The sequence below is a fragment of the Methylosoma difficile genome, assembly GCF_054657615.1.
Window position 1 is genome coordinate 602,132 of the sequence record NZ_BAAHYJ010000002.1, and the last position, 14,486, is coordinate 616,617.

Sequence of the window (14,486 nt, forward strand, 5' to 3'; positions counted from 1 at the left end):
ATCAGTATCGCCAAACTCTTTTCTTGGCTGAAATCAACCCCGCATCCATGACCGCGATAGCCTCTTCGCAGGGAATCACGGTTTTGTTATCCGCCAAAATAAAATTGGCTAAGCTGGCAATGGCAAACCAATTGGCGCGGTCGTTCACAAAATGGAAGGCTTCCAGAAATAATGCGTCGATTTTTTGCTGCTTTAATGCAAAGTCATCAGCCAGGCATTGCAAATATTCATCCACCACTTCCAAATCATAACGCCCACCGTAATTGCCCAAAGCCGCCTTGTTAATCAAATTGGGGTTAAACACTTCATCGTCACGCAAAGCCACATAATTGGCTTCCGCCAACGGACCTATTAAATAATTGACAATATCGGCCTCGAAGGCTTTTTGATAAGCCAAGGCTTGTTCCGCCGACAATTCGGCAAACACCTCCGCCAACGACGATGGCAAGGTATGCAATAGACGACCGCCTTCTATCTTGGCAAACCCGTCAAGAGCATGGGCTTGATGGGCCATTAAGCGTAGGCGGTTGTGTTCGCGCTTTAGGACAATCTGGAAATGCACCGGCGGCAACTGCTTGGCAAGATTGCCCAAATAAATGCCTGCCGCATGACCCGCTTCGTGGATAGCGGTTTTTCTCAGCAGCTCTTTACTATCGACAAAGTTAACGACATTTTTGCTGGCATGGCTACGATTCATAGTGACCTCGAAAGAAAAAGAATGCGGGCTAAGCAACTGCCCGCATCGGAGAGGAAGGATCTGCACTGTCACGGAAGGGAATTCGATAACAGCGCGTGCAGTGTAATGTCAGTCCAAGCGCTTGAAAATGTGTCATATTGACGCGCGACAAAAAGTAGCGAAAATTGGCAAACTAATTGCTTATGGCAGCTCTTGGGCAATAGAAAATGCAGCTGAAAGCCGCTACTGGCAAGGCTTTCAGCCATCCATCACACAAATCACCCAGGCAAATGCCCCAGTCACTGTGTCATTTGCCCTAAATTTAAAAAACATTGACACTTTAAGACAACCGGTCGTATTATTTATAACCATGATGAAGCCCGCACAAAAACAAATCAACCGCGAAAACTTGCTCAACCAAGGCGTCAGCCTGCTGATGCAGCAAGGCTACCACGGTACCGGCCTGAAAGAGATTTTAGATGCCGTACAGATTCCGAAAGGCTCTTTTTACAATTATTTCGGCAGTAAGGAAAATTTTGCCGCCGAAGTCATCGGGCATTACATCGCCCCGTTTATCGTGCAAGTTGAGCGGCATCTGCAAAGCGCCGACCACGATGCTTTAGGCGCATTGCAAAACTATTTTGCCGAACTGATTGCCGCCTTGGAGCAAAACCAATTTCAAGGCGGGTGTTTGTTGGGCAATTTAATGGGTGAAATTGGCGACACCAGCCCGTTATGCAAACAAGCCCTGCAAACTGCCGTCCACCAATACCGGCAAAGTTTGGCGGTAGGTTTGGCAAAAGCCCAACAGCAAGGCACAGTAAGGAACGACCAATCCGCTGAAGACATGGCGGACTTATTGGTCAACACCTGGCAAGGCGCTTTGCTGAGAATGAAAATAGAACAATCGGCGCAACCGCTGAAACAATGCAGCCAAGCGCTGCTCAATGACTTTTTCAAGGCGTGATTTTTTATTGCCCTTTTTTAAGACGACCCGTCATATAAAAATACACAGGAGGCCGCAATGCCCAAATTTATTATCGAACGTGAAATTCCCGATGCCGGTAAACTTAGCGCCCAAGACCTGCAAAGCATTTCACAAAAATCCTGCAGCATTCTCAATGCCATGGGGCCTAGCATCCAATGGCTGGAAAGCTATGTGACCGACGACAAAATTTACTGCGTTTACATCGCACCCGATGCCGCCGCCATCCAGCAACACGCTGAACAAGGCGGTTTTCCTGCCAACCGGATTTCGGAAGTGAAAACCATCATCGACCCCACCAGTGCCGAAAGCTAACCGGAGAAACGCTTATGCAAATCCAATGGGATCCCAACAAATGCTGCCATGCCGGCGTTTGTGTCAAAAATCTACCCGCAGTTTTTAAAATTGAAGATGGTCAATTTGTCATTGACAGCAGCCAAGCCCGTGAAGAGGAACTGCTCGCCGTGATCGGACAATGCCCGTCAGCCGCACTCAGCACCACAAAATAACTAAAAATAAAATAGGAGAGGAAAATGCACAAAACCCACCGCAAACCCTTACAAAAACTGGCAACGGCCTGCACATTTGCTGCCGCGACTTTGGCAATCGCCAACATCAGCCCGGTCAATGCCGACGAAACCTGCCAATCGCCATACATGGCAAAAATTGTCGGACAAGAAGATTTTATTTACGTCTGGACGCTGGGCGTGGAAGGCTTGGGCGATGAACAAGACAAACTGGTCACCGTCGATGTCAACCCAAAATCGCCCCATTACGGCAAAGTGGTTGCCAGCTTGTCGGTGGGCGGACGCAACGAAGCCCATCATTCCGGCTTTACCGATGACCGCCAATATTTATGGGCGGGCGGTTTGGACACCAACAAACTGTTTGTTTTCGATGTCCACAGCGACCCCGCGAAACCTAAGCTGGTCAAAACCATTGGCGATTTTGTCGCCAAAAGTGGAGGTGTTGTCGGGCCACACACCACCTACGCCTTACCAGGGCGGATGGTAATAACGGGTCTTTCCAACAACAAAGACCACGGCGGACGCACCGGCATTGTTGAATACACCAACAGCGGCGACTATATCGCCACGCATTGGACACCCACTGACGGCGACTTGCAGGGCGCAAACAAAACCGGCAACTATGCCGATGGTTATGGCTACGACCTGCGCGTGTTACCGCGCCGCAACCTGATGCTGACCTCATCGTTCACCGGTTGGTCGAACTACATGATGGACTTTGGCAAAATGCTGCAAGACCCCGAAGCCATGAAACGTTTCGGCAATACCGTCGTGCAATGGGATTTGCACAGCAAACAGCCGAAAAAAATCTTTGACGTACCGGGCGCGCCGTTGGAAATCCGCTGCGCTTGGGGCGAGAACCACAATTACTGCTTCACCAGCACTGCCCTTACCTCAAAAATCTGGCTGATCTACGAAGACAAAGACGGTGCTTGGCAAGCGAAAGCCGTGGCGGACATTGGCGACCCTAAACAAATCCCGCTGCCGGTTGACATTTCCATTGCCAGTGATGACAAAACCTTATGGGTCAATACCTTCATGGACGGCAAAACCCGCGCCTTCGACATCAGCGACCCGTTCAGCCCGAAACAAGTTTATGAACACAAAATTGGCGCACAGGTGAATATGGTTTCATCCAGCTGGGATGGCAAACGCGTTTATTTCACGTCTTCTTTACTGGCGAACTGGGATAAAAAAGGTGCGGATAATGAACAGTTTTTGAAAGCCTACAACTGGGATGGCAAACAGCTTAGCCAGCAATTCAGTATTGATTTTACAAAAGAAAAACTGGGCCGCGCCCATCAAATGGTATTCGGTGCGTACTCACTGTACAGCCAAAACCAACCGCCAGCGCAGCAGAATTTAGTTGCAGCTAAACCTTAACCTCAATCCGGCGTACAAAAATGGTTTTTGTACGCTTGGTTTCCGTTCGTCCTGAGCGCGTCGAAGGACGAACGGAACAATCTAAAAACCTTTACTTTTCAAACACCAACAAACGGTTATTGGCAGGCATGGCAATATCTTCATGCAACTGCAAACCTATTGTTTCCGCCAAAACCAACACGGCCTCAAAATCGCGGATACCGCTGAGCGGGTCACGGGCTTTTAACCAATCATCAAAACGGGCGTTGCTGTCGCTGGTGTAGGCGTTGTGGTAATTGAACGGCCCGTAAATGCAGACTTTTGCCTGGTTGTTCAAGTAATTCCCTAAACGCACAAACATCTGCTGCACCAACGCCCAGCTCATAATGTGCAAGGTATTGGCAGTAAACAGCGCGTCGATACCGGTCGTGGCACAAGGCCAAACGGCATCGGCAACATCCAACGGTAAGGGCGCATTAAGGTTGCTTAACGCCGCCTCAACACGCCACTGTTCAATACCGGCTAAATTTTCCGCCCTGTCAGTCGGCTGCCAAACCACGTGCGGCAAGTGTCCGGCAAAATGGCAGGCATGTTGCCCCGTTCCGCTGCCGATTTCCCAAACCGTTACCGGATGGGTAAATACTGATTGCAACACTTGCAAAATCGGCACTTTGTTGTTTTCACAAGCTTGCGAGAAGGGCTTTTCAGTCATGGATGTTCTCTTGTTGATTTTTAGTGGTTATGTGGATAGCTGTAAATGGCCTGTCCATAAGCTTGGTCAACATAAATCATCTCCAATTTGACGGCCTTGGGTTCAACACGGCTGGGGTAGCTATAAATCGCGGGCCCATTGGCTTGGTTCACATAGACCATCTCGGCATGTTCAACCACTTGCGCTTGCACAGGGTTGGGTGAATTATGGATGCTGTATATTGCTGCGTTGCTGTCGTAAACAATCGTGCCGGAGGCGGTAGTATCGGCATTGGCAATACTGGTGATGGTCATCGCGGCAATCATGGCGATGATAGTTTTGGTATGTGATTTCATGATAATTCTCCTCGTTAATGTTTGGTTTCAAGCCAGTCCTTTTCGGGCTAAGTAGCTGAAAAGGCTTCTCGTCTGGCTTGGTAAACACTATACGAGCGAATTATCTATTATAAAAATTGATTGTTTTTATGTTAACGATTGAATAAGACTATTTATGTTGCTTATGCTTCTTTACCGTTATCAGGCTAGAAATGTAGAGACGTTGCAATGCAACGTCTCTACCCAAATTACTTCACCACGGCAAAATCCACGCCGTGCTTTTTACAAATCAACTTAGCCGAAATATGCGCGGATTCATAAATGGTCGGCAAACCACTACCCGGATGCGTACCACCACCCACCAAATAACATTGGCGCAATTCCTGAAATTGGTTGTGTGGTCGCCAGTAAAGCAGCTGGCTGAATTTATGCGACAAGCTAAACGTCGCGCCCCGATACACGTTTTCTTCAGTTTCCCAGGTTTGCGGGGTGATGATTTTCTCGCATTCGATGTGCTCACGGATGCCCGTCAACCCCATCCGCGTTTCCAACATATCCAACACTTGTTCACGTTTTTCCGCACACAAGCTTTCCCAATCCAAACCGCTTTCGTTATTGGGCATAGGGACTAGCACATACAAGGCCGATTTGCCTTCCGGTGCGAGCGTGTCATCGCTGACACAAGCGTTCTGCACATAAAAGGAAAAATCTTTGCTGAGAATTTTATTATGAAAAATATTGCTGACGTTGGTGACGTAATCTTCAGCGAACGCGATGGTGTGGTGCGGCAAATCGTAACGGGTGTTTAAGCCCAAATAGAGCATGAAGGTCGAACAAGAGTATTCCAGCTTTGCCACTTTCTCAGGGCTGTATTGTTGCAGCGCATCCGGTTCGACGAGATTAGTCATCGCGTAGGCAAAATCGGCGTTGACGATCACCTCATCCGCCAGCACTTCGCTGCCATCTTGCAGACGCACGCCTTTGACGGTTTTGTTGTCAACGATGAGTGACTTCACCGCCGTATCGGTAAGGATTTCCCCGCCCTGTTCAATAATCACTTTCGCCATCGCCGCCGCGATTTGGTTCAAACCGCCTTTGACATGATAAATGCCGTACTCGTGTTCCAAATACGACAGCATGGTAAACAAAGCCGGACAATCCCACGGCGACATGCCTAAGTATTTGGATTGAAAAGAAAACACCAAACGCATTTTCTCTTCTTTAAAATACTTGCCTAAATTAGTAAACACGCTGTGGTTCAGCGCCAGGCTAGGCGCAGCGCGGAGCAAATCCCACGAGAAAAACGCTTTCAGGCTGGAATAATCGCGTTTGATGCACGGATACAATTTCTCAAACCGCTCACCTTCTTTTTTTAGATAAGCATCATAGCCCGCGCTGCCTTCAGGAAACGCATCACTCAGTTGCTCGCGCATTTTCTCGCGGTCGGAATACACCTGCACAGCACGGTCAGAAAACAGCAAGCGGTACATGGGATCGAGCTTGATAAAATCCAAATAATCTTCGCTACGCCGTCCACATAAAGCGAACATATCATCCAGCACATGCTTCATCAGCAAAAACGTTGGGCCGGTATCGAAAACGAATTTTCCTAAACGGATTGGGCGGTTACGTCCACCCACTTCGCTGTTTTTATCAAAAATAGAGACTTTAAAGCCGCGTTTGGAAAGCAGCATTCCAGCGCACAAGCCGCCAGGGCCTGCACCAATGATTACGATGTGTTTTTTTTCGGGCATGGATTGGGTAGGGTTACGGGTTAAAGGAAATTTTGGAGGTTATTGATATTTTTAGGTTTGTAGGATGTGCTGACGATAGGAAGCGCATCGTTTTAAGAAAAATCATGATGCAATTCACTTCTCAATTCATACTTCGTCGTTATTGGAATATTGATTGAACCTGATTACATCTTTGTGTAGTCCGTAAACCATCTGCATTTTGTCAACATCATTAAACCAATATTGCATCCAACCATTATCTAATCGAAGCCCCCAATTATTTAAGGAGCTGTATCTATCGAGGTACATTTGGATTTTTTTAATTTTCCAGCGGCAAGAAACCTTCCAGCAGAGTCATCAAACCAGACTGATTTAACGATATTACCATGAGGATAAATAGCCATATCAAAATCCGCTGTATTGATACGATATGAATCTTCTTTGCCAGATTCTTCAAAAATATGGCTGTCCACTGAGCGGAGAATATCGATAGCTTCTCGCAATTCGATTCCAAGCTTGATATGTGGTGTTTTAAGTTTTTTTGGAAAAAATTTATGGAACATACTGTTATATGTTTAACTATCTATTTTTGGATGAATCCTTAATAAACCAAAGGAATCAATTTCTTAATGCGTTGGCTGAGGATTTATTTTGATTTGCTTTGTACCAACATATTTATGTTGTTCTATATTCGGATCAAAGCAAATCATCCTTCGAAAAATCCCGCCGTTTATGAATAACCGCCAGAATTTCAACAGCACCAGCTTTCACTTCATAAATAATACGGTAAGAATAAATCCCCAACTCATGAATATTATCCTCATTTAGTTCAGGCACTTTTCGTCCTTGATAAAGCAATTCATCAAGCCCGACGGTTTTACGCACTATCGTATCCGTGACCCGTTTGGCGTAAAGCGGTGAATCATCAGCGATATAACTATGAATATGCCGAAGTTGCGCTTTGGCATGGGCTGTCCATCTCACCATGTTTGAATATCTATCAGCATTTCTTCAACCGTTTGGCTTTTACCTTGCGCGGCATCTTCCTGTCCACGCCGGATATTTTCCAACACATAAAGCCTATACATAATCTCTTCCATATTGGCATCTTCGGGAAGGCGGGCGATAGTGTTCAGGGCGGCTTGTTTGACTGCTTGCATGGCATAACCTCTTTAATAAACCCAAGGAATCAATTTCTTAGTACGTTGCCAGTAATCATAATAGACTTGCCCGAAATATCCTACTAGCAGCGATTCTTCATACTGGATGCGTTTTGCCAAGGCGTATGCGAGTGGGGCGCATAAACTGAACAATGCCAGCCAATCCCCCATCGCCAAACCCGCCGCGAAAAAACTGATTAACAAGCCTGAATAAGCCGGATGGCGGATGAGTCGGTACGGGCCGTGGTTGATGAGTTGGTGCTGGTCTTGCACCATCGCCGTGGTGGTAAAAAACCGCCCCAGACTGGCGATGGCGTAAAAGCGCAATGCTAGACCAAAACTAAATATCAATAACGCGATGATTTGCCGTAGCTGGTAATCTAGCGGAATCGGCACTAATTGCCAGCGTTTGAAAGCCAAAGCCATCAGCAAGGCGGCAATAATCGCCCACCAAATCCATTTTGCCGAACGGAACGCGGCGGGCTTGGCTTCATTGGCTGTGCGGGTTTTTATGACGATGGCGATTTCGGCTATCGCCCAGAGGCTGGCGAGGCTTAGCCAGAGGATTTGTGTTGGGTTCATTCAGATGATTCGTTTATTGGTAGGGTACGCATCGCGTACATTTTTAAGTACTTGGTTTATATTGAAAATCATAAAGGTACGCAATGCGTACCCTACCGTAAAACCGAATTAATTCAGCCACATGCTAGAATTTACCAGTTTTTCCTAATAATACCAGCCAAAATCCCGCCATGCCCAACATCATCCAACTCAACAACGTTCACAAAGCCTACACGCTGGGGCAAATCACCACGCCTGTGCTACACGACATCAACCTGACCATCACCGCTGGAGAATTTGTCGCTATCGTCGGGCCGTCGGGTAATGGCAAATCGACCTTGTTGAATTTATTGACAGGCATCGACCGCCCTTGCCAAGGCCAAGTACGAGTCAACGGTGCGGCGTTGCATAAACTAAAAGAAGAACAATTATCGAAATGGCGCGGGGCAAATGTTGGCATTGTCTTTCAATTTTTCCAATTGTTGCCGTCGCTGAATCTTTTACAAAACATCCAATTGCCAATGGATTTTGTCGGCAAACTGCCGAAACGTGAGCGGCTGGAACGGGCGCGGTATTTGCTGAATTTGGTCGGGCTGGACGCGCAAGCCAAGCAATTGCCAGGACAAGTGTCCGGCGGTCAGCAACAACGCGCGGCAATTGCCCGTGCCTTGGCGAATGATCCGGCCTTGATTGTCGCCGACGAACCCACGGGCAACCTCGATACCGCCACCGCCGATGCCGTGTTTGATCTGTTCAGCACTTTGCAACAACAAGGCAAAACGCTGGTGATGGTGACGCATAACGAGGAACTGGCGCAATCGGCGTCGCGGCGCATTGCCATTCACGCGGGGCGGATTCATCACGATAGCCTTCATTCGGAGTAAAAAACATGTTTTTTTACTCCAAAATTGCGTCTGATTTACTAACGCACAAATCCCGCACCGCCCTTTCCATTTCTAGCATCGCCATCGGCCTGTTCGTCATCGGCACTTTATTAGGCATGATGGATTTGCAATTAGGCAGCATGGACAACGCCCATCGGCAATCACAACCCTCGCACATCAGTCTGATTTTGCGCCAAGATGCCGATATAACCATCGCCGACACACTAAAAACTATCGACGGCGTTGCCAATATCGACTTGCTAACGCAATTCACCGCGCAATACAAAACGCCGCAATCCGCACAATGGCAAACCGGAACAGTGATTTTCCGGCCTGATTACCAAAGCCAACGCTATGATTTGATGCGCTTGGTGTCTGGTGATTTTCCCAAAGACCAGCACATCGCTGCCGAACGTTTATCAGCGCAATCAGCCAAACTTAATATTGGCGACACTATCGAATTCGCCACGGCTAAAGGTTCGGAAATTGTCAGCTTAAGCGGCATCATCCGCCATCCTTTCGTTAAACCACCTGCTTTTGGTGGGCAATTGCATTTCTTTATCGCGCCGGAATTGGCTCCCAAGTTTGGCATTCCTGAACATAGCTTCCGGCAAGTCTTGGTGCAAATCCAACCACCCTACTCTGCTGACAAAGCCCGCGACATCGCCGGAAAACTCCGCGCCGAGTTGGCAAAATCCGGCATCGCCGTCAACGCCACGCTGTTGCAAAACCCTGACGAACACTGGGGACGGGCAATTTTTTCTGGCATCCATTTGGTGCTGACGGTGATGGCGTGGGCATCGTTGGCGTTAAGTTCGGTGCTGATTCTAAACACCGTCGCCGCGCTGATTACCCAGCAAACCGATCAAATCGGCATTATGAAATCAGTAGGGGCAAGCCGTTGGACGATTGCCAGCATTTACTTGAGTGAGGTGTTGATTTTGTCGCTGGTTGCGCTGGTGATTGCCGTGCCGGTCAGTTGGGCGGGCGCATTCTTTAGCAGCCGCTGGTTGCTGGGTTTGTTCAATATTGAATTGGCGGATTTTGCCTATTCGCCCCGCGCATTAGTTTTCATGATCGTCGGCGGCCTGACCGCACCTTTATTGGCGGCACTGTGGCCTATCTGGAAAGGCGCGGCGATGTCGGTGCGGCAAGCGCTTGCCAGTTATGGCTTAGGGGCGGATTTTGCCAGCGGCGGTTTTGATCGCTGGTTGGAACGTCGCGCCACCAGTTTGTTACCGACCATTTACGCCGTTGCGTTGGGCAATTTGCTGCGCCGCAAAGCGCGGTTGTTTTGGACGCAAAGCGTGTTAATCATTGCGGTGGTATTGTTCATCATCATTATGAGCTTGATTGCATCAGTCAAATTGACGCTGGACAACGAACTAGCGCGTAGCCGCTACGCCGTGCGTTTAGGGTTCAGCCAAGACCAAGCCGCCGACACCATCACGCCTGTCGTGCAAGGCATTGCGCCGACCACCAACGTGGAATTTTGGAATCGCCTACCCGCTGAGCTTTCGAAAAATGGGCAATTGCTTAAGCAATCTGGCAGTTTAGGTGTGCAGATGATTGCCTTGCCAGTTGAAACCAACATGTACCAGCCTTTGATAGTTGCGGGGCGGTGGTTTGAACAATCTGACGAAGGGCAACAGCATTTGGTGTTGAATGCGGCGACGGCTGAATTGAATGGGATTCAAGTTGGCGATACTTTGCAAGTGAAGGTTTTTCAGCAAATTTCCATGAAACATCAAGACAATCAAGGCTTAACCGTTCGCCCTGAGCCTGCCCCACAGGGACTTCCATTGGTCGTCGAAGGGAAAACGGTTAAGCCGTCCATGGTTCGACAGGCTCACCACGAACGGCTTAACCTCGTATCGGAATTGCCCAAAAACATAACTACAACACCGACAACCGACTGGCAAGTCATCGGCCTCTACCGCTGGTTTGCAGGTTCAGGCTACGCGGTTGAACCCGTTTACGCCCCACTCAGTAGCATCCAAACTGACAACAACCATTCCTTCGCCCTACTCGCCGCTAACATCAACAACCTAGACGAAGAAAAAACCTACATCGACAGCCTAAAAACCGCCTTCGCCGAGCAACAAATCAAACTCGACATCTACACCACCCTCTCCAAGCTCGAACAACGCCAATTCGCGCAAAACCAATTCCGTCCACTGACCAGCATGTTGCTTGGCTTAGCCGGCATGATCGCGGCTGTCGGTGCGATTGGTCTGTCCGGCACACTCGCCATCGGCGTACTGCAACGCACCCGCGAAATCGGCGTACTCCGCGCCATCGGGGCTAGCTCGTCAGCTATTTTTAAATTATTCATGCTCGAAGGTTTGTTCCACGGTTTGTTGGCTTGGCTGTTAAGCATCCCCCTAGCCTATCTGCTCGCCGAACCGTTAGCCAAACAGCTTGGCATCACTATGCTCGGCATCCATTTGGATTTTGTTTTTGCGTGGGCTGCGGTGGCGATTTGGTTGGCGGTGATTTTGGTTTTGGCGATGTTGGCGGCGTATTTGCCAGCGCGGAAGGCGACTAAAATTGCAGTTAGGGAGGGACTGAATTATTGAGGTGGCAACGGGGCAGTTCTGATACAGCTCCGATTCAGAAAACCCGTATAAGCTTATCGCCAGCCGTTAACGCCATTACAATTTTATAAGGAATCCGCCATGAAAGTTTCCAACCTAACAATCTTGCATTTTTTAGCAACCCTTGCCGGATTGATGCTTGCCCTACCAAGCCAAGCCGACAGGGAGCGTCATCATGGCGGGCATCATGAAAGGCACGGCGGTTACGAGCGGCATGGTGACTACGAAGACTATGAAAGGGATGATGATTACCGCTATCCGCAACAAGGTTTCAATGACAATCACCGGACTATCGTCAACAACTACTATATCCAAGAATACAATTCGGGCCATTGCCCTCCGGGCTTAGCCAAAAGACATAACGGCTGCGTACCTCCAGGACAACGGCAATGGGTTTTGGGGCGGCCTTTACCGCAAGATGTGGTTGTTTATGAACTGCCACCCGCCGTAATTAGCCAAATCAGCATACCCATGCCTGGCTACCGATACGTCCGCGTCGCCAACGATGTCCTGATGCTTTCAGTCGGCACCGGAATAGTCATGGATGCGATTCGGGATTTGGGGGGTATTAATGGGGCTTTTTAGATTCATAGCAGGAAATTATCTAAATGTTGAATTCCAAAGGCTAATCCACCTACTTGACTTACCCACAAAATACAAAATAGACAATAAAGTAATATATATCACAAAAAAATATTGGAATTGCAGGAAATTTATTCAATAACAAAAAAATAGCAGCAATAACTGGAGCAAAACCAAGCCATTTCAAAATTTTCAAAACCACAGTAATTGATTTTGATCTATCAACTAAACTTTGTCGTTTTTCGTCAACAAATTGAGCGGCACTTTCTTTTTTATTTTCAAATTTATCAAATATTTCTTTTATGTCTAATTGAATTTCTTCCAGTCTTTTTAAATGTTGCCCGATTAACCACCACATTAAAACAGGGACCAACAAAACAGCGCAGCTTACAACTAAGCTATTGATAAGTTGATCTTCTTTAATTAAAGCGCCAATAGTTACAATTGACACTGGAATAGCTAGAGCTTTATTAATCACGTCATACAATGCCCCGTCAATTTTAGAGGCAACGTCTTGATGTTTTTCAATAACTTCTTTTTTAAAGTCTTTTAATGAAAAGCCATTTATGTAGGTTTCGTAGTTGTCTTGATAAAGTTTTTTGAATACTTCGAATTCAGACAAAATATACCCAAGCTGTTGATTTGTTGCAGGACGCTTAGAAAGTAATTCTTCTAATGCGTTACGAACTACTGCTAATCTTTCTGAGCAATGCAAATCTTGGTTTTTCAGCATTTCTTCAAAGCTTTCTAACCCATCCAATGGTTTTAAATCTGCAAAAGTAAAACGCGATTCAATAAGATGTTTTTTAAACCCCTTATTTTCTTTGTCCTCAGTTAGCAGTACAAAAGTGAAAGAGTTATTTGATTTGTCCGTATGTGGTAAGGCTTTATCTAAAAATAAAATCCATCTGCAAACACGCCTAAGCTGAATTAGCTTTTCAGGCTCATTCGCTTCAGTAGTCAAATAATCTTCTCCTATTAAATAAAAAGATTCTGGTAATTTGCCTATTTTTATTCCTGTGTAATTGGTGATTAAATCAGCTATATCTTTAAAAAAGAGCTTATGTTCTATGAGAGGAATATTTAGTCTAAACGTTAAATCCTGCCCAGTTTTTAACTCTTGTATGGGTAAATCAATATAGTCACCGTCACATTTAATAGAGCCTAAAACATCCTCGTTTTGACAATAAATAGCGTTGATTAGTAAAGTAACTTCTTCATTTAACAAAATTTCACAATTAACTGCTGTCCCGTCCATAAAGTTAGGCTTACCGCATAACCTATAGAGTTTAACAACATCATTTAATAGTGATTGCTTATCCATTTGTATTCGTTGTTGGTATAGTTAATTCAATCAATTCATCAATAAATTTTTGAGGAAGGCTATTAATTGTCAAGGAATTTTCTTTGGCATTAAAAATAATTTCTGCTTGTGATTCTGGAGTTCCTAAGGCGTTTTTATCAAAAGATAAATTCCAAGTAGGCGATTTGTGATACACCCTTTTAAAGTTGTTTAAGATTGTTAGACTTGGAAAAAATTCTTGGCTAATTCGGAATTTGTCAGAGTTTGCTTTTTCAATAAAGGCATCGTGTGATTCGATTGGCAAATAGTAATTTATCTTTGCTGCAATTTCTTCTATTTTGACACCGATTTTATGACGTTCTTGTAGAAAGTCATAGATTTCATCGTGGATAGGCTTAGGGTCTAACTTTGCTTCGATAAAAATTTCGTCAATTAAATTTAATACAGCTTTTGTTGCATGATTTGATGAAATTAAACCAGTACACCCTAAAGCATCTGTAAAATATCCTGTAACCTCTCTTTCCTTGTCGCCTTTAGGTTTGGCATCTTTGAGAAAGCTCAAATAACTGTCTTTGTCATGCTCAAATCGGTTTAAATCAATACGGGATGCTTGATGAAGTTTTTCCAAATCAATATGTTGAACATCGGTTAATTCCATATTAGGCGTAAAAGTTAAGCCACCCTTATCTTTAATCATTGCGATCATTAAATAGGTCTGGTTGTTATCTCTGTAATGCACAAACACCAAAAAACCACCTGTTGCAAAATTTTCTTTTTCAATAAAATATTTTATTCTGCTGACAGTACTGACAGTGAGTTCAATAAATACTTGCTTTGAATAATCTTCAGCATATAGGTTTTTCGCCCATAATTGAAAAGGGTGATTTTTTGTGTCAGTTTCAAATGAACCAAATGTTTTCCCTTTGTAAATTTTTAAGAGCGCTTCAATTAACGTGACTACTTTTTCGTTGGCGGGATCAAAAATATCATCTCGTAACTGAACTTCGGCTTCAACGTTTGACTTATCTTTTTCTCGCTTGTGTTTAATAATTTTATGAGCAATTGAATTGATAATTTCCATCTATTGAAG

17 protein-coding genes are annotated in these 14,486 nt (G+C 45.9%); 7 read left to right on the forward strand and 10 right to left on the reverse strand.

Going from position 1 to position 14,486, the window contains the following annotated elements; all coding sequences use genetic code 11:
• Position 1 precedes the first annotated feature (1 nt).
• Entirely contained in the window at positions 2-697 is a 696-nt protein-coding gene (locus ACYQ1O_RS08300; RefSeq protein WP_459991198.1) for a hypothetical protein, read from the reverse strand.
• 349 nt (positions 698-1,046) lie between these two features.
• Between ACYQ1O_RS08300 and ACYQ1O_RS08305 the strand changes: the two genes are divergently transcribed.
• Genes ACYQ1O_RS08305 through mtoX form a run of 4 tightly spaced genes read left to right on the forward strand, consistent with a single transcriptional unit; the run spans position 1,047 to position 3,571 of the window.
• Entirely contained in the window at positions 1,047-1,643 is a 597-nt protein-coding gene (locus tag ACYQ1O_RS08305) for a TetR/AcrR family transcriptional regulator (protein ID WP_459991450.1), read from the forward strand.
• A gap of 57 nt (positions 1,644-1,700) precedes the next feature.
• A complete protein-coding gene (locus tag ACYQ1O_RS08310) occupies positions 1,701-1,976 on the forward strand; it encodes a DUF4242 domain-containing protein (RefSeq protein ID WP_459991199.1) in 276 nt (91 codons plus the stop codon).
• Positions 1,977-1,990: 14 nt separating this feature from the next.
• The gene (locus ACYQ1O_RS08315; RefSeq protein ID WP_459991200.1) at positions 1,991-2,170 is read left to right on the forward strand and encodes a (4Fe-4S)-binding protein; all 180 of its coding nucleotides are present in this window, start codon (positions 1,991-1,993) and stop codon (positions 2,168-2,170) included.
• A gap of 24 nt (positions 2,171-2,194) precedes the next feature.
• On the forward strand, positions 2,195-3,571 hold the full coding sequence (gene mtoX / locus ACYQ1O_RS08320) for a methanethiol oxidase (protein ID WP_459991201.1): 1,377 nt from the start codon (positions 2,195-2,197) through the stop codon (positions 3,569-3,571).
• 91 nt (positions 3,572-3,662) lie between these two features.
• Here mtoX and ACYQ1O_RS08325 read toward each other — a convergent pair whose 3' ends face one another.
• The 7 genes from ACYQ1O_RS08325 to ACYQ1O_RS08355 all read right to left on the reverse strand — a co-directional run bounded on the left by ACYQ1O_RS08325 (position 3,663) and on the right by ACYQ1O_RS08355 (position 8,051).
• Positions 3,663-4,262: a DUF938 domain-containing protein gene (locus ACYQ1O_RS08325; RefSeq protein WP_459991202.1), complete on the reverse strand. Its 600-nt coding sequence runs from the start codon at positions 4,260-4,262 to the stop codon at positions 3,663-3,665.
• A 20-nt stretch (positions 4,263-4,282) separates the two neighbouring features.
• Positions 4,283-4,597 (reverse strand): hypothetical protein, encoded by a 315-nt coding sequence (locus ACYQ1O_RS08330; RefSeq protein ID WP_459991203.1) that lies wholly within the window; start codon positions 4,595-4,597, stop codon positions 4,283-4,285.
• Positions 4,598-4,824: 227 nt separating this feature from the next.
• The gene (locus ACYQ1O_RS08335; protein ID WP_459991204.1) at positions 4,825-6,330 is read right to left on the reverse strand and encodes a phytoene desaturase family protein; all 1,506 of its coding nucleotides are present in this window, start codon (positions 6,328-6,330) and stop codon (positions 4,825-4,827) included.
• Positions 6,331-6,590: 260 nt separating this feature from the next.
• Entirely contained in the window at positions 6,591-6,872 is a 282-nt protein-coding gene (locus ACYQ1O_RS08340; RefSeq protein ID WP_459991205.1) for a hypothetical protein, read from the reverse strand.
• A gap of 133 nt (positions 6,873-7,005) precedes the next feature.
• A complete protein-coding gene (locus ACYQ1O_RS08345) occupies positions 7,006-7,296 on the reverse strand; it encodes a type II toxin-antitoxin system RelE/ParE family toxin (protein WP_459991206.1) in 291 nt (96 codons plus the stop codon).
• Entirely contained in the window at positions 7,290-7,469 is a 180-nt protein-coding gene (locus tag ACYQ1O_RS08350) for a hypothetical protein (protein ID WP_459991207.1), read from the reverse strand. The genes ACYQ1O_RS08345 and ACYQ1O_RS08350 overlap by 7 nt, the downstream gene beginning before the upstream one ends.
• Positions 7,470-7,481: 12 nt before the next feature.
• On the reverse strand, positions 7,482-8,051 hold the full coding sequence (locus ACYQ1O_RS08355) for a methyltransferase family protein (protein WP_459991208.1): 570 nt from the start codon (positions 8,049-8,051) through the stop codon (positions 7,482-7,484).
• Between the two features lie 170 nt (positions 8,052-8,221).
• Between ACYQ1O_RS08355 and ACYQ1O_RS08360 the strand changes: the two genes are divergently transcribed.
• The 3 genes from ACYQ1O_RS08360 to ACYQ1O_RS08370 all read left to right on the forward strand — a co-directional run bounded on the left by ACYQ1O_RS08360 (position 8,222) and on the right by ACYQ1O_RS08370 (position 12,096).
• Positions 8,222-8,914 (forward strand): ABC transporter ATP-binding protein, encoded by a 693-nt coding sequence (locus tag ACYQ1O_RS08360; RefSeq protein ID WP_459991209.1) that lies wholly within the window; start codon positions 8,222-8,224, stop codon positions 8,912-8,914.
• 5 nt (positions 8,915-8,919) lie between these two features.
• The gene (locus ACYQ1O_RS08365; protein ID WP_459991210.1) at positions 8,920-11,493 is read left to right on the forward strand and encodes an ABC transporter permease; all 2,574 of its coding nucleotides are present in this window, start codon (positions 8,920-8,922) and stop codon (positions 11,491-11,493) included.
• 99 nt (positions 11,494-11,592) lie between these two features.
• On the forward strand, positions 11,593-12,096 hold the full coding sequence (locus ACYQ1O_RS08370) for a hypothetical protein (protein WP_459991211.1): 504 nt from the start codon (positions 11,593-11,595) through the stop codon (positions 12,094-12,096).
• A 58-nt stretch (positions 12,097-12,154) separates the two neighbouring features.
• On the opposite strand, the gene ACYQ1O_RS08375 is transcribed toward ACYQ1O_RS08370, so the two are convergent.
• On the reverse strand, positions 12,155-13,417 hold the full coding sequence (locus ACYQ1O_RS08375; RefSeq protein ID WP_459991212.1) for a hypothetical protein: 1,263 nt from the start codon (positions 13,415-13,417) through the stop codon (positions 12,155-12,157).
• The gene (locus ACYQ1O_RS08380) at positions 13,410-14,477 is read right to left on the reverse strand and encodes a nucleoid-associated protein (RefSeq protein ID WP_459991213.1); all 1,068 of its coding nucleotides are present in this window, start codon (positions 14,475-14,477) and stop codon (positions 13,410-13,412) included. The genes ACYQ1O_RS08375 and ACYQ1O_RS08380 overlap by 8 nt, the downstream gene beginning before the upstream one ends.
• Positions 14,478-14,486 lie beyond the last annotated feature (9 nt).